This window comes from Tateyamaria rhodophyticola (assembly GCF_047777875.1).
GTDB lineage: Bacteria > Pseudomonadota > Alphaproteobacteria > Rhodobacterales > Rhodobacteraceae > Tateyamaria.
Map to the genome: position 1 here is coordinate 2,515,797 of NZ_CP180519.1, position 19,344 is coordinate 2,535,140.

Genomic DNA, 19,344 nt, shown 5'->3' on the forward strand with positions numbered 1-19,344 from the left:
CATGGGCGCGCGTGTCACCATGCGGGACGTGGCGCAGGCGGTGGGTATGTCGCCCATGACCGTCAGCCGTGCGCTGCGCGATGACCGCACGGTCAATGCAAAGACCCGTGCCCGCGTGCGCGCCGCCGCCGATGATCTCGGCTATGTCTATGACAGCACGGCACAGGCGTTTCGCACGCAGAAAAGCGGGTTTGTCGCCGTCACCTTGCCATCGGTGAACAACGCCAACTTTGCCGAGACGTTTCGTGCGTTGACGCAAGGACTTGGCGAAAACGGTCTGCAACTGCTGCTGGGCAGTACGAATTACCGGGTCGAGCGCGAGGAGGAGCTGGTGCGCCAACTGCTCACCCGCAACCCCGAGGCGCTGGTTCTGACCGGTGGTCACCATACAGCGGCCACGCGGTCGCTGATTAAGGGTAGGGGCCTGCCCGTGATCGAGATGTGGGACCTGCCGCGTGATCCTTTGGGCCACGTGGTCGGCTTTTCCAACGGCGACGCGATGGCCCATGTGGTGGGGCATCTGGCACAGACCGGTCGGCGCAAGCTGGCCTTTGTGGGCGCGTCCGAGGGCGCGGACATGCGCGGTGCGGTACGCCGTGCGGGCGTTGTGCGCGCGGCAGCCATGCACCGCTTGCCAGAGGTTGCGATGATTGATGCCGGGCCTGCGCCCGTATCCATGCGCCACGGCGCCGCTGCGATCGAGGCGATGGGGCGTGAGGTGACGCAATATGACGCGCTGGTCTGTGTGTCTGACCCGGTGGCCTTTGGCTGCCTCAGCGCGGTGCAGCGCATGGGTTTGCGTGTGCCCGACGATCTGGCGATCACCGGCTTTGGGCACTTTGAGGTGGCCAAGGTGTCGAACCCACGGATCACGACCGTCAACGTGCAGGCCGAAGACATCGGGCGCCAGGTTGTGCGCCTGTTGCAGGGCATTTTTGACGGTGAAGTGGATGCGCCTGTGCGGGTCGATGTGGGGTCCGAGCTGGTGGTGGGCGAGACGAGCTAGAGCCGGATGAAAGGTCTGGTTAGCGGACAAAGCTGCTATTCGCTGCGCGCACTCCGATGGCCGCTTAGGCTCGCCTAGGTCTGTGTAGCTTCAGGTGCCGCGTGTTGCTCAAGATATGTACGCAATCCATCCTCCGTCGATTTTCTGCCATCCAAGAGTTGAGTTGCCCAAGCTTCCAATTCGAACTGGACGATGTTCATCTCCCAGATGCATCCAACCACTTCTTTCACCCCATCTACGAAATGAGTTGGTGCGTCCCAGCTTGCTCTCACTTGGTCGATATGGGCCAAGACGCTGCCCCATTGCCAATAGAACACCGGAGAGACGACAGCTACCTCGGCAAAATGCACAATCTGAAATGCAACGCCTTGGTTTCCAGTTTCATCGTTTAGTGAACCAGCTTTTGGCAGCCGCCTCAATGCTTCCTCAGTCGCAGCATTAGCGATAGCTTCATCGAACGATCTTCCGTCGGCAAGAATGGCGTATCTCTTCAAATGCCATCCACCGCTTTGGGTGCGCGGAAGGCTCAGAATTGGACGTGGTCGATATGGCTGCAAGCTGTTCAAATCAAATCCCCAAACATTCACTTATCGAGCCTAGCCAAGCGGTATGGAGACGCTAAGCCCAAAAAGCAATCGAGCTCCGCAAGCCGACATTCGGGCTCAGCGAAGCATCGGTAGGTGTGGGCTCAGTTCGGTCTTTCGCCGACGATTCATAATCGGATTGGTGACAGCGTTTGCCCTAACTCGCGTTCTCAGACGCCGCTGTTCCTGACCGTCGATCCCGGGATCAACCGGAACCCGATATCCGTGCACGTCGGCACCGGTTCATCCGTCAGCCGCCCCATCATCATCTCCGCCGCCTTTTGTCCCAGTTTCAGGTGGGGCACGTGGCATGACGTGAGCCTGCGGTTCATCACGGATGCGATGGGCAAATCCCCCCAGCCCGCGATGCCGATGTCGTCCGGCACCGACAGCCCCCTGGCCGCGCAATATTGCAACCCGCCAAAGGCCATCGCGTCGTTCTGATAGAAGATGCATTCGATATCGCGCGACGCGGCAAGCAGCTGTTCGGTGCCGTAGAACCCCGGATAATACGTGGCGGTATCGTGCAGGCAAAGCTGTTTGACTACCGCGCCTCCGGCCCCTTCGACCGATTTGCAAAAGCCGTTCAGGCGCTCGGTCGCGGCATTCGCGGTATCGTGCGACGTGCCGACATACCCGATGTTCTGATACCCCAGCGACGTCAGATAACGGCCCATGTCAAAGCCGCTGTCGAAGTGGTTGATGCCGACGCTCATATCCAGGGGGGCAGCGTTCAGATCCCAGATTTCGATCACCGGGATACCCGCGTTGCGGAGCATGTCCGTGGCGCGCGGAGAGTGGTAGCGACCCGTCAAAATCAGGCCTGCGGGCTGCCAGGACAGAACCGTCCGGATCCAGTTCTCTTCCTCGTCCTGCGTGTGCTGGGTGAGGCCCAGAACGGACTGGTATCCGAAGGTGCCCAGCTTGCGGTCGATCCCTTCGAGCACTTGCGCAAACACCTCGTTCCCGAGGTCCGGGATCGACACGCCGATAAAGGTCGAGCTTTGGTCCCCGGCAAAAACGGTCGCCAGCCGATTCGGCAGGTAGCCAAGCGCGTCGACCTGTTCCATCACCTTCACGCGGGTGTTCTCCGAATACCCGCCCTCGCCCCGCAAAACCCGGCTTGCCGTCATCTTTGACACACCTGCGGCGCGGGCCACTTGAGACAGGCTTACCTTGTTGTTTTTGTTTGTTTTATCCACGGTGTTTGCCATTTTACGTTACGGGTAACTTAACCCTTGACAGGTTGCGCGTTCTGGCCTGATGCTAGCGGAACGTTACGGGTAACTCAACGGGGAGGTTGAGCCGCGTGACGCCGGAGGAGCCGCCATGCCAGACCTGCAGACAGGTTTGTTTTTTGACAGCATCGACAAGCATTTCGGGGGCACGTATGCGCTCAAGGATGTGTCGCTGACCGTTGGGCGCGGCGAGATCGTGGCCCTGCTGGGTGAGAACGGCGCGGGCAAGTCCACGCTGATCAAGGTGCTGGGCGGCATCCATACCGCGGATGCGGGTCGCGTGCTGATCGATGGTCAGCCCTACCAGCACAAACCGGCAGGATTTGGCGAGCGGCAGAAGGTGGCATTCATCCATCAGGATCTCGGCCTGATCGAATGGATGACTGTGGCCGAGAATATCGGCCTAGCCTTGGGCTTTTCGAAAAAGGGCGGGCTGATCCGCTGGAAAGATGTCGAGCGGTTTGCGGTGGATGCGCTGCGCAAGGTGGATGCGGAGTTTGATCCCACCACGCGGGTCGAGGACCTGACACGCACGGAAAAATCGCTTGTGGCGATTGCCCGTGCGCTGGCCGTGGACAGCGAGTTTCTGGTGTTGGACGAACCTACCGCGTCGCTGCCCGCGGATGAGGTGGAACGGCTGTTTGCGGCGATCCGGCCGCTGCGCGACAAGGGGGTCGGCATGATTTATGTCAGCCACCGCCTCGATGAGATTTTCCAGATTGCGGACCGTGTGGCGGTCCTGCGGGATGGGGCCATGGTCGGTGTGCGCAGCATCGACCACACCACACCCGAAGAGCTGGTGCAGAAGATCGTCGGGCGCAAAACGCGCGAGACGGTCAAGGCCACGGATATGATTGGCGAAGCGGTCCTGTCCCTGCGCAATTTCGAAGTGCCGGGGATGCAGCGTCTGGATTTCGATTTGCAGAAGAACGAGGTGCTGGGGCTTGTGGGTCTGCGCGGGGCAGGGCACGAGGCCATCTCGCGCGCGCTGTTCGGGTTGGTTCCGTTCGAGGGACAGGTGACGCTGGACGGGGTGCAGCCCGATCTGTCCACGCCGCAAAAGGCGCTGCATTCGGGCGTCGGCCTCGTGGCAAAGGACCGGACGGAGGAATCCGTCGCGATGAGCCTGTCGATCCGCGAAAACACATTCCTGAACCCCGACGGCATCGGGCGCGCGCTGCTCAACATGCTGTCACCACGCGTCGAGGCGGAACAGGCGGCGATCATCGGGGCGGAGCTGGGCCTGTCGCCCAATGATCCGACCCTCGCCATCGAGGCGCTGTCGGGCGGCAACCAGCAGAAGGTCGTGATCGGCCGCTGGCTCGCCACCAAACGCAAGCTCCTGATCTGCGAAGACCCGACCGCGGGCGTGGATGTGGGCGCGAAATCCGAGATCTATGCGCTGCTGAACCGCGCGCTTGGCGACGGGGTCGCGATCCTGATCATGTCGACGGATTTCGAGGAAATTGCCACGATCTGCCACCGCGCCATCGTTTTCAGCCAGGGCACGATCGTTGACGAGCTGAGCGGCACGCGCCTGACCACCGAAAACCTGATTCAGTCGGCCTCGGCTGGCAACATCCCAACGACAGGGGACACGACCAATGCAATCGCTTGAATCGAGCGCGCTCGAGCCGACCAAGGCCGAGCTCAAGGGGCTGCCCATGAGCCGCCGTATCATGCGGTTCCTGCCGGTCTATGGGCTGGTGATCCTGACCGTGTTCCTGATCGGGCTGTTCTCTGCGTTGTTGCCGGACACGTTCCCCACGATGCTGAACCTGCGGTCGATCATTTCGGACAAGGCGATCATCGCGCTTTTGTCGCTGGGGGCGATGATCCCGATGGCGGCGGGGCGGATCGACTTGACCGTCGGTTACGGCATCGTGCTCTGGCACATTCTGGCGATCAGCTTGCAGACGATGCTGGGCCTGCCGTGGCCGATTGCGGTGGCGATTGTTCTGCTGTTGGGGGCAATCACCGGCTTTCTGAACGGGTTGTTGGTTGAGGTCGCCAAGATCGACAGCTTTATCGCGACGCTGGGCACAGGCACGGTGCTTTATGCGCTGGCCCTTTGGCACACGGGCGGGCGTCAGATGGTGGGGCTGTTGCCGGACGGGTTCTACGCGCTCAACACCACCTTCGTCTTCGGACTGCCCATTACCGCCTACTACCTGATCGTGATCACGGTCGTGATGTGGATCGTCCTCGAATACACGCCGGTGGGCCGGTATCTCTATGCCATTGGCGCGAACCAGCGCGCCGCGCAGCTGAACGGTATTCCCACGCGGAAATACGTGATCGGCGCCTTTGTGGCGTCGGGCACAATGACGGCGCTGGCCGGGGTGCTGCTGGCTGCGAAACTGCGGATCGGGCAAGCGTCGGTGGGGCTTGAGTTCTTGCTGCCTGCGCTGGTTGGCGCGTTCCTCGGCTCCACCACGATCAAACCGGGCCGCGTAAACGTATGGGGCACGGTCGTCGGTGTCGTGATCCTCGCCGTGGGCATTTCAGGCATTCAACAATTTGGCGGCTCCTTCTGGGTCGAGCCGCTGTTCAACGGAGTTACCCTGCTGGTTGCCATCGGCATCGCAGGCTACGCGCAGCGCAAAAAAGGTGCAGACAAGCGCTGACGCATTCACATGCAAAGGGAGGAAACTTATGCAAAAACGTACATTTCTGGCCGGGTTGATGGCCACAACGATGATGACCGCGGTCCCGGCTTTGGCCGAATGGGATGGCCCCACAACCGGGCCGTCAGCCGCCGAAGGCAAGTCCATCGTCGTCGTCGCGGGTGACCTGAAAAACGGCGGCATCCTGGGTGTGACCACGGGGGTTGAGGAAGCGGCAGCGAAGATCGGCTGGGAGGTGCGTGTGCTGGACGGTGCCGGATCGATCCAGGGCCGGACGGCTGCGATTGGTCAGGCGCTGGCGCTCAAGGCCGACGGGATCATCATCAACGGCTTTGACGCCGTGGAACAGCAGGCCGCGCTCGAAGGTGTGGTCGCGGCAGACGTGCCCATGGTCGCCTGGCACTCCGGCCCCGTGATCGGGTGCGACGCGCCCGGCGGCATCTTTGCCAACGTGTCGACCGACGCGATGACCGTGTCCGAAGTGGCCGCCGAATGGGCCATCGACGATGCCAAGGCGCAAGGCGAAGAGATCGGCGTCGTGATCTTTACCGACAGCACGTACCAGATCGCCATCGACAAGGCCGACCGCCTGAAAGAGACGGTCGAGGCCGCGGGTGGCAAGGTTCTGGAATACGTGGACACGCCGATTGCCGACACTTCGACCCGGATGGGGCCACTGACCACGTCGCTGTTGCAGAAATACGGCGACAGCTGGACCCACGCGCTGGCGATCAATGACCTGTATTTCGACTTCATGGGGCCATCGCTCGCCGCAGCGGGTCTGGCACCCGATGCCGGGCCACTGGCCGGGTCTGCCGGTGATGGGTCCGAGGCCGCGTTCCAGCGCATCCGCTCGAATGGCTATCAGGCCATCACGGTGGCCGAGCCGCTGAACCTGCAAGGCTGGCAACTGGTGGACGAGCTGAACCGCGCGATCCAGGGCGAAGACTGTTCGGGCTATGTGACGTCGCCCGCGCTGGTCACGCCTGCCGGTCTGGCCAAGCTGGGCGACAGCAACGCCTTTGATCCCGACATCCCCTACCGCGACGCTTACGCGGACATCTGGGGCAAATAAGGGTTCTCCCCGCGGGGTCCGGGCGGCAAGGTCCGGCCCCGCACCTGAATTCATCACAGCTTGGGCCGGTGCGCGGCCCTTCCCATCCGGCGAACGGAGGAGAAAGATATGGCGGACCAGCCACTCGTGCAGATGCGCGGGATCACCAAGAGGTTCGGCGGTGTGACCGCCCTCCAGGACGTCAACCTGTCCGCCTATGCCGGCGAAGTGCTGGCCATTGTGGGCGACAACGGCGCGGGCAAATCGACCCTGATCAAGGTGCTGACGGGCGTGTATCAACCGACCGAGGGCGACATCTTCCTGGATGGCGAAAAGGTCGAGTTTTCCAACCATGCGGACGCGGCGCGGGCCGGGATCGACGCGGTCTATCAGACGCTTGCGCTGGCCGATCACCTTGATCCTGCCGCGAACATGTTTCTGGGCAACGAACTGACCAAGAAGGTGTTCGGCATCACCGTGCTCGACAACAAAAAGATGCGCGCGGAAACCGAGCGGGTCCTGATGGAACGGCTGGGCGTGCGCCTGAAATCGCTCGATGCGCAGACCGACAGCCTGTCGGGCGGCCAGCGTCAGGCCGTGGCCATTGCGCGCGCTGTCTATCACGAAGGGCTGCGCGTGCTGGTGATGGACGAACCGACCGCAGCGCTAGGGCCGCAGGAAACCGCGCGGACGCTCAAGCTGATCATGGCGCTCAAGGAACAGGGGCTTGCCGTGATCCTGATCAGCCACTCGCTCGATGATGTGTTCGAGGTCGCAGACCGCGTGCACGTCCAGCGCCGTGGCCAATGCGTGGGCGTGGCGCTGACCGCCGAAAGCTCGACCCAGGAAGTGCTGGGCATGATCGTTGGTGCCAAGGAGGACGCCGCATGAACACCGCCGTGGACCCGAATTACAAACCGCCCCTGAGCGAGCGGCTTGAACCCTACATGGCCGTCATCGCGCCAATGGCGATGATTGCCGCGATCTTCCTGTTCATGGCCGTGGCATCGCCCGACCGGTTCTATCGCATCAGCAATCTTGAACTGATCCTGCAGGACGCGGCGCTCTATATGCCGATGGCGATGGCGATGACCTTTGTCATCACGCAACGCGGTATCGACCTGTCTGTGGGGTCTGTGGCCGTGTTGTCTGCCATCATCATGGCGTTTCTGGTCAAGCAATACGGGTTTTCGATCTATGTCGGGATACCCATCGCGTTGACCATCGGCGCACTTCTGGGCCTCATCAACGGTCTGGTGATCACGCGCTTTAACGTGCCTGACCTGATCGGCACGCTGGCGATGGATCTGGTTTATAAAGGGCTCGCGCTCCTGCTCGCCAAGGGGTTGGTGCTGGCGCGCTTTCCCGAAATTCTCACCGAGATGGGGCGGGGGCAAACGCCGTTCTTCATCCCGACACCGGCTGTCATCGGCATGCTGACGATGGTCGCGGGCTATTACATCCTGCAACGCACCCATTTTGGCCGCTACACCGTCGCCATCGGCTCCAGCCCGGAATCGGCGGAGCTGACCGGCATCGGGGTCAAACGGCACAAAGTCTATGCCTACGTGCTGTGTGGCGCCTGTGCGGCGCTGGCGGGCCTGATGCTGACGGGCAAGCAGAACGCCATTCAGGCGACCATGGCCCCCTTCTTTAACCTGCACGTCATTGCGGCGGTGGTTGTGGGGGGCACGTCGCTCTTTGGGGGGCGCGCGTCGATCATCGGGTCGTTCTCGGGTGTGCTGCTCTTGGCCATGATGCTGAACGCGCTGGTGACCCTGCGGATCGAATTTTTCTGGCAGCCGGTTGCCTCGGGGTTCGTCATCATCAGCTCCGTCGCACTTTATGCCTGGATCCAGAAGAAAGACCGTGACGGGGCCGGGGGACTGTTTGCCGATCTCAGAACATCCGAAGGCCAGAAATTGATGCGCTTTGCCGCGCTGATCATTGGCGTCCTGATTGCCTTGCTCGCAATCGGCGGCGTCTTTGCCGGGGACACCGTAAACAGCGGGTAACCGGCCACATGCGGGGTGGCCGGGTCGGGGGTGCAGCCCCGACCACGGCCGATGGCCCCGCTCTCATTGCAAAGGGAGGAACCAAGATGAGACTTTTAGCAACCACAGCCCTCGTGGCAACCGCCGTCGCAGGTATGGCCTATGCCGATGGCCACAGCACCCTGCCGCTCAAGGAACTGCCGGGCATCGCGGACCGCGATCACTGGGTGCCGGGCGAGGTGAACGCCGAAGGCAAGCTGGAGGCGATGCAGGCCGTCGTCGGCGGCGAAGCCGTGCAGTACAGCGGTGCGCAGGACGCGCCGATCCAGATCGCCCTGATCTATCCGTCGTCCGACACGTCCGACTTCTGGGCGCGCAATTACCTTGCGATGACCAAGCGGCTGGACCAGCTGGGCATCCAGTACGAGACGACCGAATTCGCCTCGCGCCAGATCGAACATTCGTTGCAGACGACCTATGCCAATCAGGTCGTGCTGGACAAAGACATCTATGACTATGTGATCTTTGGCCCGTCCGAACTGGCGATCCAGGCCGACAACATCTCGAAACTGTCGGCAGAAACGGATGACCTGACCACCTATGTCTGGGCCTTCCACACACCGCTGAAAGAGCTGGAGCATCAGCCCGCGGCATGGTTCGATTTCTCATCCGCTGCCGGTGCGCTGACCATGTGTGACTACATGATTGGCCGTCTGGGTGAAGGCGTGACCATGGCGATGAACCGCGGCATTCCGGGCATCACCGACAACCAGCGCTCGGGCGATTTCAAGGCCTGCGTCGAGGAAAAGGCGGGCTGGACCACGGTGTACGAACACTATGGCGAATATCAGCGCGAAGGCGGCTTTGCCGGCACATCGCTGATCCTTCAATCCTACCCCGAGGCCAAGATCATCCACAACGCCAACACGGCGATGGCGATGGGATCGGTCGAGGCGCAGGTTGCCGTCGGCAAGGAGAAAGAGATTTTCTCCACCGGTTGGGGCGGCACGGGCCTTGAGCTGGACGCCATCCGCCGCGGTGAGCTGGACGCCACACCAATGCGTATGGGCGACGATGTGGGCGCTGCCACCGCCGAGGCGATCAAGGCCGACCTCGAAGGGCGCGCAGACGAATTGCCCTTCGTCTTCCTGGGCCGCATCACCGTGGCCCATGACGAAATGAGCGCCGAAGAAATCGACGCTTTGGAGCAGGAAGCGTTCCGCTTCTCCGGTGTGGGCGCGCTCGACCGCTGATCCTGCTGCGCTATTGAAGATCGGGGCCGCTTACCCAAGCGGCCCCTTTTTCCGTGTCACCCGTTCAGATGCTGGTTCAGCCACGGCCCGTGATGCGCGCCGTCGCGGTCAATCCGCTCGAAACTGTGCGCGCCAAAGTAATCCCGCTGCGCCTGCAACATGTTCGCCGTCGTGCGCGCGCTGGTCAGCGTGTCGAAATAGTTGAGCGCCGCGGCAAGCGCCGGAACCGGGTGGCCCGCACCCATCGCCACAACCGCCACTTTGCGCAGCCCGGCGAGGTTGTCCCTGAGGATACCCGCAAAGAAGGGCGCCAGCGCCAGATTGCGCGTCGGTGCGTCGGTGAGGGCAGAGGCCATGTCGTTCAGCATGGCCGACCGGATGATGCAGCCCTCGCGCCAGACCTCGGCGATTTCCGCCATGGGCAGGTCCCAGCCGTAATCCGCGCTGGCCTTGCTCAGAAGGTCGAACCCCTGCGCATAGCAGAGCACCTTGCCCGCAATCAGCGCCTGTTCCAGATCCTCAAGGCTCAGCGCGCCGTCGTCCAACGTGCGGCCGGTCTCGCCCAATATGTCCGAGCCAGACAGGCGCAGGTCACGGGCGGCGGACATGTTGCGGGCCATGACGGCGGCTTCGATGGTGGGCACGGGCGCGCCCAGCATCTGCGCCTCGATCGCGGTCCAGCGCCCGGTGCCCTTTTGCCCCGCCCGGTCCAGGATCACGTCCAGCACCGGCTGCCCTGTTTCGGGGTCGGTGGCGGCGGACACCTTGCCGGAAATCTCGATCAGATAGCTTTGCAGCGGGCCGTCGTTCCAGCGGTCGAACACAGCACCGCAGGCCGCCGCATCCATACCCATGCCGTCGCGCATCACACCGTAGGCTTCGGCAATCAGCTGCATGTCGGCATATTCGATCCCGTTGTGCACCGTCTTGACGAAATGACCGGCACCGCCTGCACCCATATAGGTGGCGCAGGGCTGGTCTTCGTATTTGGCGGAAATCGCCTTGAGGATATGCGCCACGCGGTCCCATGCGGCAGGCGTGCCGCCGCCCATGATTGACGGGCCGAACCGCGCGCCTTCGGCCCCGCCCGACACGCCGATCCCGAGAAAGGGAACGCCCGCGTCTTCGGCCGCCTGCGCGCGGCGTTGGCTGTCGTGAAAATTCGCGTTGCCTGCGTCGATGATCATGTCATCCGCATCCAGAAGCGGGCGCAGCATGTCGATCTGCGCATCGACCGCATCCCCCGCGGGCACCATCAGGATGATGTTGCGCGGCGTGGCGAGGCCTTGGACGAAGTCTTGGATGTCGGCATGGCCGGTGATGCGGTCGGCCAGATCGCCTGCCTTGTCCAGAAATTCGGGGATGCGCGCCGCCGTGCGGTTGTGCACCGCAACCGTGAACCCGTTGTCCGCGATGTTCAGTGCCAGCATCGCCCCCATGGTTCCCAATCCGATCAATCCGATTTCCGCTGCTGACATGGGCCGTTCCTTTTGTGCGCGATTGCTATGTTACCGTTAACATTATCATGGGCATGCGGGGGATGGAACGGTTTCCGAGGTCATCATGCGCGGCAAACAGACGATTGTGACCGATGGGGGCCGGGCCAAAGAAAAAGGCCGCTCGATCGGAGCGGCCTTTGGCATGTCGTATGGGGCGGGCGTTCAGAAGCCGAGGCCTGCATACTTGTTCTTGAACTTGGACACGCGGCCACCGGTATCCATGAGGCGCGCGCCGCCACCGGTCCAGGCCGGGTGCACCGACGGGTCGATGTCGAGCGACAGCTGGTCGCCTTCGCTGCCCCATGTCGATTTCATCTGGACCACGGTGCCGTCGGTCATTTTCACATCGATGATGTGGTAGTCGGGATGCGTATCGGCCTTCATGCCTTGGCTCCTTCGGACTTGGGTTTGTAGTTGGTGACTTCCGCGATCCGGGCCGATTTGCCGCGGCGGGTGCGGAGGTAGTACAGCTTGGCGCGACGCACGCGACCGCGGCGGACCACGGTGATGCTGTCGATGTTGGTCGAGTAGAGGGGGAACACCCGCTCCACGCCTTCGCCAAAGGAAATCTTGCGAACGGTGAACGAACCGGCGATGCCCGTCCCGTTGTTGCGCGCGATGCACACACCTTCGTAGTTTTGAACACGGGTGCGTGTGCCTTCGGTCACGCGAAAGCCGACGCGGATCGTGTCACCGGCTTTGAAGTCGGGGATGTCTTTCCCCAGGGCGGCGATTTGCTCCGCCTCGATTTGTGCGATCAGGTCCATTGACCATCACTCCTATCTGCTCGCGGTTGTGTGTCCGCGAAGGTTTTGCGTGTCCTCAGAGCTCTGTGTCTTCACCGGGTCCGCCATTGCGCCCGCCAGAGGTCAGGTCATCATTCCTTGTTGCATACCCTGATGATGCGTCACCGTGCCGAAGAAGGCACCACAGCAATAGGGCTCCGGCCCGGTGTCCCGAGTCGGAATGGGCGGTGTATAGGGGGGCGGGCGGTGCCGATCAAGAGGATTTGTGGCGCTCAGAGCATGGCCGTCTGGTAGATCAGAAAGCCGATGATTGCGAGGATCATCACGAAGATGAACCGCTCCATCCCGATCGTTAAATGGACGAACAGCTCAAAGATCACCTGCAAGGTCAAATACGCGCCAATGACTGCGGCCAGTGCCGCGATCCAGCGGATAATGTCCCACAGGCTCTCGTTTCCCGGTGGGAAGGCCCCACCGTAGAAAAACAAAAGAAGCGCCACAGCGGTGACGCCACCAAAGATCCACAGGCCAATGAGCGTGATGCCTGCATCCTCTGGATCACGTTTGGGAAACAGCCTCACGGCTTGGCCTTGTGCGCGGCCCAGAGGTCGGGGCGGCGGTCTTGGGTCAGGCGTTCGGACTGTGCGCGGCGCCACGCTTCGACATTGCCGTGATGCCCGGACATCAGGATATCGGGGATGTCGCGCCCCTCCCATGTGGCGGGGCGGGTGTATTGGGGATGTTCGAGCAGGCCGTTTGAATGGCTTTCCTCCACCGCGCTTTCCGCATTGCCCAGCACACCCGGCAGCAGGCGCACGGTCGCGTCCAGCATGGCCTGCGCCGCAATCTCGCCGCCGGTCATCACAAAGTCGCCCAGGGACACTTCGGTGACGTTCCAATGTTCCAGCACGCGTTCATCCACGCCCTCGAACCGGCCGCACAGCATCGTCACCCCGTCACAGCGCGCCAGATCGCGCGCCATGGCCTGATCAAAGCGGCGGCCGCGGGGCGACATGTAAAGGATCGGCCAACGCCCGCGTGCGTGGGCCTGCGCCTCACTCAATGCCGCATGCACGACATCGGCGCGCAGGACCATGCCCGCGCCGCCGCCTGCGGGGGTGTCATCGACGTTGCGGTGTTTGCCGATCCCGTGGGTACGCAGGTCGTGCGTGTGCAACTGCCACTTGCCGTCCTGCAACGCCTTGCCGGTCAGTGACGCGCCCAGCACACCGGGAAAGGTGTCGGGAAACAGGGTCACGACCCGCGCCTGCCAGATACCGACGAGATCGGGTGTCTCGTCCATCAGCGAAGATGGCCGCAAGGTCGGGCGGATCGCCTTGCGACCATGGGATTTCGGGGCGCTCATGTGGTCCCCACTATCGCGGTCTGTGGACATGCGCGCTTTGCGTCAGGCCAAAGGCGAGCATCAGGACCAGCATGGCCGAGCCGCCATAGCTGACCAGCGGCAGCGGCACCCCCACAACAGGGGCCAACCCCATGACCATCGACATGTTCACCGCAAAGAACAGGAAGAAGTTGAGCGCGATGCCCAGGGTCAGAAGCGATGAAAACCGGTCCTTGTTGCCCAGTGCAGACACCACGCAGAAGAGGATGATCAGCGCATAGAGCAGCAGCAGGGAAAACGCGCCGACAAAGCCGAATTCTTCGGCCAGCGTGGTAAAGATGAAGTCGGTGTGTTTCTCGGGCAGGAAGTTCAACCGGCTTTGCGTGCCTTGCATGAACCCCCGTCCGGTCCACCCGCCGGAGCCAAGCGCGATCTTGGATTGCGTGATGTGATAGCCCGCGCCAAGCGGGTCCGACGCAGGGTCAAGGAACGTGTCGATCCGCCGGAACTGATAGTCCTTGAGCAGTTGCCATTCGGTGCTGCGCGATTGGAACACGGCGGTGATCAGCCCCCCGACGGAGGCAAAGACGGCGGCGAAATAGGCCCAGTGCACACCGGCCAGAAACATAAGCCCGCCGCCCGCTGCCATCAGCAGGATCGACGTGCCAAGGTCCGGCTGGCGCAGCACAAGTGCGGTGGGCAGCAGGATCAGCACAACCGGGATCAGCACCCAGATGGGCTTGGATTTCTTGTGCGACGGCAGCCAGTCGTAATAGGCCGCGAGGATCATCACGAGCGTGACCTTGGTCAGCTCGGACGGTTGCAGGCGCATGAACCCCAGATCAATCCACCGCTGCGCGCCCATGCCCACAGAGCCAAAGAATTCGACCCCCAGAAGCAGCACCAGAGACCCGCCATAGGCCACGCCCGCAAGGTTGCGCCAGAACCAGATCGGCACCATCGCCACGATCAGCATCAGCACGAAACCCATGGCAAAGCGCTTCATCTGCGGTTCGGCCCATGGGGTGATGGAACCGCCTGCCACCGAATAGAGCATCAGGAACCCGACACCCGCCACCGCCGTCAGCAACAGCGCCAGCGGCCAGTTCAGATACAGGACCTTGCGCGGGCCGGCGGGGACATATTTGACCGTATATTCAAGATAACTCATGCCTGATCGCTTCCTGCGATATTGGCGATGGGCTGCATTTCGCGCAGCGCACGTTGCTGTTCGCGGATGCGGCCGCGGTCCTTGGTCGGGTAGGCCTCGACCGACGGCTCGCCGCCATAGAGCGCCTGAAGCGTGATGTCGCGTGCGATGGGGGCCGCCGCCTTGGAGCCGCCGCCGCCATGTTCGACCACCACGGACACCGCGTATTTCGGGTTGTCGTAGGGCGCGAAGTTCACAAACAGCGCATGGTCGCGCCGTTCCCAGGGCAGGTCTTCGTTGCGGGTCACGCCGCGTGCGCGTTCTGCGGCGCTGATGTTGCGGACCTGGCTGGTGCCGGTCTTGCCCGCCATGCGCATCGCGTCCTCGATAATACGGCTGCCATAGGCGGTGCCGCGCCGGTCGTTGACGACCGCGTACATGGCGCGGCGCATCTTGCGCAGGTTGTTTTCGTTCATGCCCATGTCGGCACCACGCCCGGAGGGTTGTTCCACCCCGTTCACCGACTTGATCAGGCGTGGTCGGACGGCACGGCCCGTGGCCAGCCGCGCGGTCATCACGCACAGCTGCAAGGGCGAGGCCAGCATATAGCCCTGACCGATGGAGGCGTTGACCGTGTCACCGATGACCCAGTCGGCACCGTGGGTCTGTGCCTTCCAATTCTTGGTGGGCGTCAGGCCGCGCGCAACGGCGGACATCGGCACGTCATGCCGTTCGCCCAGCCCAAAGCGGTTGGCCATGGCCGTGATCTTTTCGATCCCGACCTTGAGGGCCAGATCGTAATAGTAGACGTCGCAGGATTGCTTGAGCGAGTTTTGCAGATCGACCCAGCCGTGGCCTGCGCGCTTCCAGCAGTGGAACTTGCGCGAGGCCACTTCGAGATGGCCGGGGCAATACACCGTCTCATCCGGTCCGATCAGCCCCTCTTCGAGTGCTGCCATCGCGGTGATCATCTTGAAGGTGGAGCCGGGCGGGTAGGTGCCTTGCACCGTCTTGGACGCCAGCGGGCGATATTTATTGCCGGTCAGCGCGTTGTAATCCGCGCTGGAAATGCCACGCACAAACAGGTTCGGATCATAGGTCGGCGCCGAGGCGACCGCCACCAGATCACCGCTTTCAAGGTCCATGACAACCGCGCTGGCGCTTTCGGTGGCAATGCGCGCCTGCACATAGCTTTGCAGCTCGGCGTTCACGGTCAATTGCAGGTCGGACCCGGCCAGGCCCTCACGCCGGTCCAGTTCGCGCATCACGCGGCCTGCGGCGTTGACCTCCACCCGCTTGGCCCCGGCCTTGCCGCGCAGTTCGTCCTCAAGCTTGGTTTCGACACCGACCTTGCCGATCTGGAACCGCGGGATGCGGAGCAGTTGATCCGGGTCCTCGATCCGTTCGAGGTCATAGTCGCTGACCGGACCGACATAGCCCAGCACATGCGCAAAATCAGACCCGCGCGGATAGACCCGGCTAAGCCCGACCTCGGGCGTGATGCCGGGCAGGGCGGGGGCGTTGACCGACACGCGGCTCAGATCGTCCCAGGACACTTCGTCCGCCACGGTGACGGGCAGGAACGGCGGGGATCGCTTGATCTCGGCGCGGGCCCGTTCGAGATCGTCGGGATCCAGTTCGATCACTTGCGCCAACCGGTCCAGAACGGCGTCCACATCGCCCGCATCCTCGCGCACGATCACGATGCGGTAGCTGGGCACATTGCGGGCAAGCGGCATGCCGTTGCGGTCGAACACTTCGCCCCGCGCGGGCGGAATGAGGCGGATGTTGATCCGGTTTTCCTCGGCCAGCAGGCGGAATTGGTCCGCCTGATCCACCTGCAGGTACTGCATCCGCACGCCAAGCGCGCCGACAAAGGCCAGCTGCACCCCGCCCAGAAGGGCGGCGCGGCGGCTGATCAGCCGGTGACTGGCTTCGGTATCGACGCGGGGCCGTTTCATGTGCGTACTCCTGACCCGTCAATATCATGCGGCGCGGATTTGCGCACGCCCATCAGGGCATGTGTGACCGCCACAACGACCGGATATGCCAGAACTGTGATCACGATTTGGCCAAGGGCGGGGATGAGTGCGGGCGTTTCGACCAGCAAAACCGCCAGAACCAACCGGTATCCGATGCCGATGCCCACGATCCATGCCGCGGCCGAGGCAAACTCGGCCATCAGGCTGGCGTCGCGCAGGCTGCGGGCCTGTGTCTGCATGCTGGCGCAGGCAATCAGCGCCAGCACCGCCCACAGCCCCGGAGGCCGCTGCAACAACAGGTCCGCCAGCAGAAAGCAGCCCCCAAGCAGCAGAACCGGCACATAGTCGGGCCGCCGCACGGACCACGCAATCGCAAAGGTCAGGATCAGGTCGGGCCAGATCCACCCGCCCGTCGCCGTCTGGAGCGGCAGCATGTGGAAGAACAGGATGATCAGCACCAGCAGCACAAAGGCCGCGCGCATGGTCCACAGACGGGACGGGGCCAGATCGCTCATTCCGGCGCCTCCTCTTCCTGCAGGAGCGCGGCGGCGTCCGGGGCGAGCACGTCCGTGGTGTCGGACACCGGTTCGGTGCCGTAATGGCGCAGCACGCGCAGGAATTCGAGCCGCTCGTAATCGGCGGCAAGGCGCACGCGCAAGCGGCCACCGGGGTCTTCGGCCACCTGACCGATCAGCAGGCCCGCCGGGAACACACCGCCATCGCCGCTGGTGATCACACGGTCGCCCGCGCGCACCAGATCGGGGTTTTCGAGAAAGTCGATGGGCGGGGCGGCGGTGTTGTCGCCCGCGACAATCGCCTTTTGCCCCGAGGGCTGGATCACGGCAGGCACGCGGCTGGAGGCGTCGGTGACCATGATCACGCGGGCGGTGTTCTGCGCCACACCGGACACGCGACCCACGAGGCCGATGCCATCCATCGTGGCCCAGCCTTCGACAATGCCGTCCCGCGCGCCCACGTTCAGCAGCACCGACTGCCGGAAGGGCGAGCCGCTGTCTGCCAGCACCACGCCGGTGATATAGGTCAGGCGCGGATCAAGCCGCACGTTGTTGAGGTCCAGCAGCCGCGCGTTTTCCTGCTCCAGCTGTAGCGCCGCCTCTTTCCACGCCTCCATCTGGCGCAGTTCGCGCCGCAGTTCGGCGTTTTGCTCGGCAATGCGCCGGTAGCTCTGGAAATCGCGGAACAGGTTGATCGTGCCGGTGACGGGCGCCATGGCCCAATCCATGTTGGGCACGATACGGTCGGTGACCTGTGCGCGGAACCGTTCCACCCGCGGGCTGTCGATGCGCCACAAAAGGAATGTCCCGGTCAGCGCAAGGATCAGCACAGCCAAAATCAGCCGCCGCAGCGGGCCGCCGTAGTCAACGCTGTTGCGGTCCTTTGCCAAGGTGCAGTCACCTCACATCTGTCGCGTGCGCGATGGTCGTAGATTTGGCGCGCCGGGGCAAGCCCGGTGCCCTGCGCTTAACTGTCGTAATCGATGGCGTGGCGCAGCTGTTTTTCGTATTCCAGCGCCTTGCCGGTGCCAAGTGCCACGCAGTTCAGGCTCTCATCCGCGATCGACACGGCCAGACCCGTCTGTTCCCGCAGGGCGAGGTCCAGATCACCCAGAAGCGCCCCGCCACCGGTCAGCATCACGCCCCGGTCCACGATGTCCGCCGCGAGATCCGGCGGTGTGGTTTCCAATGCGGTCATCACCGCTTCGCAGATTTGCTGGACGGGTTCGGCCAAGGCTTCGGCAATCTGCGCTTGGGTTACTTCGATCTCCTTGGGCACGCCGTTCAGAAGGTCGCGGCCCCGGATCTGCATCGAGGTGCCGCGCCCGTCGTCGGGCATGCGGGCGGTGCCGATGGAGGTCTTGATCCGTTCGGCGGTGGTTTCACCCACAAGCAGGTTTTGCTGGCGCCGCAGATAGCTGATGATCGCCTCGTCCATACGGTCGCCACCGACCCGGACCGAGCGGGCATAGACGATATCGCCAAGCGACAGAACCGCCACTTCGGTGGTGCCGCCGCCGATATCGACAACCATGTTGCCAGTTGGATCGGTGATGGGCATGCCTGCGCCGATGGCCGCCGCGATGGGTTCTGCGATCAGGCCTGCGCGGCGGGCCCCTGCGGACAGCACCGACTGGCGGATCGCGCGCTTTTCAACGGGGGTCGCGCCGTGCGGGACGCAGACGATGATTTTCGGCTTCGAGAAGGTCGAGCGTTTGTGCACCTTGCGGATGAAGTGCTTGATCATCTCTTCGGCGGTATCGAAGTCGGCGATGACCCCTTCGCGCATCGGGCGGATTGCTTCGATGGACCCGGGCGTCCGGCCCAGCATCAGTTTGGCGTCTTCGCCCACGGCGAGCACCTTTTTCACGCCGTCCTTGACGTGATAGGCCACCACGGAGGGTTCAGACAGGATCACGCCGCGCCCCTTGACGTAGACAAGCGTATTGGCCGTGCCCAGATCAATCGCCATGTCCGACGAAAAGAGCCCACCGAAATTTCCGAAAACCGACATACCGCATCCGCCTGTGGTTGTGCCCCAATTGCTTTGGGTCCACGACTCGGTCAGAGGCGCAAACCGCCCGTCTTATACGGCTGAGGTCTGAAAGGTGAAAGGGCTGAATACGCCCGCCTGTCGGCAAGAGATCGCCAAGAACGGGGGGATCGGCGCGGAATTTGGAAAAGGGCGCGCATGAACACCGCGGATGGGGTGTATGGCTTGTGTCGCTGAGGGTTGCGCATCTGCAGGCAGGGGCTCTGTCACGGGGAGGCACGGATGCTCAAATCCCTCCGTATCGCCGCAACCAAGCGGGCCTTTGGGTCCATCACGTTCAACGATCCGGGCGCGGTCC

The 19,344-nt window shown here is 63.0% G+C and carries 19 protein-coding genes; 7 read left to right on the top strand and 12 right to left on the bottom strand.

The features are described 5' to 3' along the window. Position 1: 1 nt before the first annotated feature. On the top strand, positions 2 to 1,006 hold the full coding sequence (locus ACERHN_RS13920; RefSeq protein ID WP_415919620.1) for a LacI family DNA-binding transcriptional regulator: 1,005 nt from the start codon (positions 2 to 4) through the stop codon (positions 1,004 to 1,006). Positions 1,007 to 1,080: 74 nt separating this feature from the next. Here the strand turns inward: ACERHN_RS13920 and ACERHN_RS13925 are convergent, their stop codons facing one another. Continuing rightward, positions 1,081 to 1,500 carry a hypothetical protein gene (locus ACERHN_RS13925; RefSeq protein WP_415919621.1) on the bottom strand — a complete coding sequence of 140 codons (420 nt, stop codon included), beginning with the start codon at positions 1,498 to 1,500 and terminating at the stop codon, positions 1,081 to 1,083. 260 nt (positions 1,501 to 1,760) lie between these two features. Next, a complete protein-coding gene (locus tag ACERHN_RS13930; protein WP_415919622.1) occupies positions 1,761 to 2,723 on the bottom strand; it encodes a LacI family DNA-binding transcriptional regulator in 963 nt (320 codons plus the stop codon). Positions 2,724 to 2,919: 196 nt separating this feature from the next. On the opposite strand from ACERHN_RS13930, the gene ACERHN_RS13935 reads away from it, so the two are divergent. The 6 genes from ACERHN_RS13935 (at position 2,920) to ACERHN_RS13960 (ending at position 9,756) form a co-directional block, all read left to right on the top strand. Beyond that, on the top strand, positions 2,920 to 4,446 hold the full coding sequence (locus tag ACERHN_RS13935) for a sugar ABC transporter ATP-binding protein (protein WP_415919623.1): 1,527 nt from the start codon (positions 2,920 to 2,922) through the stop codon (positions 4,444 to 4,446). Beyond that, on the top strand, positions 4,433 to 5,455 hold the full coding sequence (locus ACERHN_RS13940) for an ABC transporter permease (protein WP_415919624.1): 1,023 nt from the start codon (positions 4,433 to 4,435) through the stop codon (positions 5,453 to 5,455). Before ACERHN_RS13935 ends, ACERHN_RS13940 begins: the two co-directional genes overlap by 14 nt. A 28-nt stretch (positions 5,456 to 5,483) precedes the next feature. Further along, positions 5,484 to 6,530 carry a substrate-binding domain-containing protein gene (locus ACERHN_RS13945; RefSeq protein ID WP_415919625.1) on the top strand — a complete coding sequence of 349 codons (1,047 nt, stop codon included), beginning with the start codon at positions 5,484 to 5,486 and terminating at the stop codon, positions 6,528 to 6,530. A gap of 108 nt (positions 6,531 to 6,638) precedes the next feature. Beyond that, entirely contained in the window at positions 6,639 to 7,400 is a 762-nt protein-coding gene (locus tag ACERHN_RS13950) for an ATP-binding cassette domain-containing protein (protein ID WP_415919626.1), read from the top strand. Next, complete coding sequence (locus ACERHN_RS13955) at positions 7,397 to 8,524, top strand: ABC transporter permease (RefSeq protein WP_415919627.1); 1,128 nt, start codon at positions 7,397 to 7,399, stop codon at positions 8,522 to 8,524. Before ACERHN_RS13950 ends, ACERHN_RS13955 begins: the two co-directional genes overlap by 4 nt. A gap of 86 nt (positions 8,525 to 8,610) precedes the next feature. Then, positions 8,611 to 9,756, top strand: a complete 1,146-nt coding sequence (locus tag ACERHN_RS13960; protein WP_415919628.1) for a substrate-binding domain-containing protein — start codon at positions 8,611 to 8,613, stop codon at positions 9,754 to 9,756. Between the two features lie 56 nt (positions 9,757 to 9,812). On the opposite strand, the gene gndA is transcribed toward ACERHN_RS13960, so the two are convergent. The 10 genes from gndA to ACERHN_RS14010 all read right to left on the bottom strand — a co-directional run bounded on the left by gndA (position 9,813) and on the right by ACERHN_RS14010 (position 19,007). Next, the gene (gene gndA / locus ACERHN_RS13965; RefSeq protein ID WP_415919629.1) at positions 9,813 to 11,234 is read right to left on the bottom strand and encodes an NADP-dependent phosphogluconate dehydrogenase; all 1,422 of its coding nucleotides are present in this window, start codon (positions 11,232 to 11,234) and stop codon (positions 9,813 to 9,815) included. Between the two features lie 183 nt (positions 11,235 to 11,417). Next, complete coding sequence (rpmE, locus tag ACERHN_RS13970) at positions 11,418 to 11,639, bottom strand: 50S ribosomal protein L31 (RefSeq protein ID WP_415919630.1); 222 nt, start codon at positions 11,637 to 11,639, stop codon at positions 11,418 to 11,420. Then, positions 11,636 to 12,022: a 50S ribosomal protein L19 gene (rplS, locus tag ACERHN_RS13975; protein ID WP_415919631.1), complete on the bottom strand. Its 387-nt coding sequence runs from the start codon at positions 12,020 to 12,022 to the stop codon at positions 11,636 to 11,638. The genes rpmE and rplS overlap by 4 nt, the downstream gene beginning before the upstream one ends. 251 nt (positions 12,023 to 12,273) lie before the next feature. After that, the gene (locus ACERHN_RS13980; RefSeq protein WP_415919632.1) at positions 12,274 to 12,582 is read right to left on the bottom strand and encodes a hypothetical protein; all 309 of its coding nucleotides are present in this window, start codon (positions 12,580 to 12,582) and stop codon (positions 12,274 to 12,276) included. Further along, the gene (trmD, locus tag ACERHN_RS13985) at positions 12,579 to 13,367 is read right to left on the bottom strand and encodes a tRNA (guanosine(37)-N1)-methyltransferase TrmD (RefSeq protein WP_415919633.1); all 789 of its coding nucleotides are present in this window, start codon (positions 13,365 to 13,367) and stop codon (positions 12,579 to 12,581) included. Before trmD ends, ACERHN_RS13980 begins: the two co-directional genes overlap by 4 nt. 10 nt (positions 13,368 to 13,377) lie before the next feature. Continuing rightward, entirely contained in the window at positions 13,378 to 14,517 is a 1,140-nt protein-coding gene (rodA, locus tag ACERHN_RS13990; RefSeq protein ID WP_415919634.1) for a rod shape-determining protein RodA, read from the bottom strand. Continuing rightward, on the bottom strand, positions 14,514 to 16,457 hold the full coding sequence (mrdA, locus tag ACERHN_RS13995; RefSeq protein ID WP_415919635.1) for a penicillin-binding protein 2: 1,944 nt from the start codon (positions 16,455 to 16,457) through the stop codon (positions 14,514 to 14,516). The genes rodA and mrdA overlap by 4 nt, the downstream gene beginning before the upstream one ends. Next, entirely contained in the window at positions 16,454 to 16,993 is a 540-nt protein-coding gene (locus ACERHN_RS14000) for a rod shape-determining protein MreD (RefSeq protein WP_415919636.1), read from the bottom strand. Before ACERHN_RS14000 ends, mrdA begins: the two co-directional genes overlap by 4 nt. Beyond that, positions 16,990 to 17,883: a rod shape-determining protein MreC gene (mreC, locus tag ACERHN_RS14005; protein ID WP_415919637.1), complete on the bottom strand. Its 894-nt coding sequence runs from the start codon at positions 17,881 to 17,883 to the stop codon at positions 16,990 to 16,992. The genes ACERHN_RS14000 and mreC overlap by 4 nt, the downstream gene beginning before the upstream one ends. A 77-nt stretch (positions 17,884 to 17,960) precedes the next feature. Next, positions 17,961 to 19,007, bottom strand: a complete 1,047-nt coding sequence (locus ACERHN_RS14010; RefSeq protein ID WP_415919638.1) for a rod shape-determining protein — start codon at positions 19,005 to 19,007, stop codon at positions 17,961 to 17,963. Positions 19,008 to 19,344 lie beyond the last annotated feature (337 nt).

Coding starts and splice junctions, on each gene's coding strand:
- ACERHN_RS13920 (WP_415919620.1), top strand. CDS start 2: ATGGGCGCGCGTGTCACCATGCGGGACGTGGCGCAGGCGGTGGGTATG.
- ACERHN_RS13930 (WP_415919622.1), bottom strand. CDS start 2,723: ATGACGGCAAGCCGGGTTTTGCGGGGCGAGGGCGGGTATTCGGAGAAC.
- ACERHN_RS13935 (WP_415919623.1), top strand. CDS start 2,920: ATGCCAGACCTGCAGACAGGTTTGTTTTTTGACAGCATCGACAAGCAT.
- ACERHN_RS13940 (WP_415919624.1), top strand. CDS start 4,433: ATGCAATCGCTTGAATCGAGCGCGCTCGAGCCGACCAAGGCCGAGCTC.
- ACERHN_RS13945 (WP_415919625.1), top strand. CDS start 5,484: ATGCAAAAACGTACATTTCTGGCCGGGTTGATGGCCACAACGATGATG.
- ACERHN_RS13950 (WP_415919626.1), top strand. CDS start 6,639: ATGGCGGACCAGCCACTCGTGCAGATGCGCGGGATCACCAAGAGGTTC.
- ACERHN_RS13955 (WP_415919627.1), top strand. CDS start 7,397: ATGAACACCGCCGTGGACCCGAATTACAAACCGCCCCTGAGCGAGCGG.
- ACERHN_RS13960 (WP_415919628.1), top strand. CDS start 8,611: ATGAGACTTTTAGCAACCACAGCCCTCGTGGCAACCGCCGTCGCAGGT.
- gndA (WP_415919629.1), bottom strand. CDS start 11,234: ATGTCAGCAGCGGAAATCGGATTGATCGGATTGGGAACCATGGGGGCG.
- rpmE (WP_415919630.1), bottom strand. CDS start 11,639: ATGAAGGCCGATACGCATCCCGACTACCACATCATCGATGTGAAAATG.
- rplS (WP_415919631.1), bottom strand. CDS start 12,022: ATGGACCTGATCGCACAAATCGAGGCGGAGCAAATCGCCGCCCTGGGG.
- trmD (WP_415919633.1), bottom strand. CDS start 13,367: ATGAGCGCCCCGAAATCCCATGGTCGCAAGGCGATCCGCCCGACCTTG.
- rodA (WP_415919634.1), bottom strand. CDS start 14,517: ATGAGTTATCTTGAATATACGGTCAAATATGTCCCCGCCGGCCCGCGC.
- mrdA (WP_415919635.1), bottom strand. CDS start 16,457: ATGAAACGGCCCCGCGTCGATACCGAAGCCAGTCACCGGCTGATCAGC.
- ACERHN_RS14000 (WP_415919636.1), bottom strand. CDS start 16,993: ATGAGCGATCTGGCCCCGTCCCGTCTGTGGACCATGCGCGCGGCCTTT.
- ACERHN_RS14010 (WP_415919638.1), bottom strand. CDS start 19,007: ATGTCGGTTTTCGGAAATTTCGGTGGGCTCTTTTCGTCGGACATGGCG.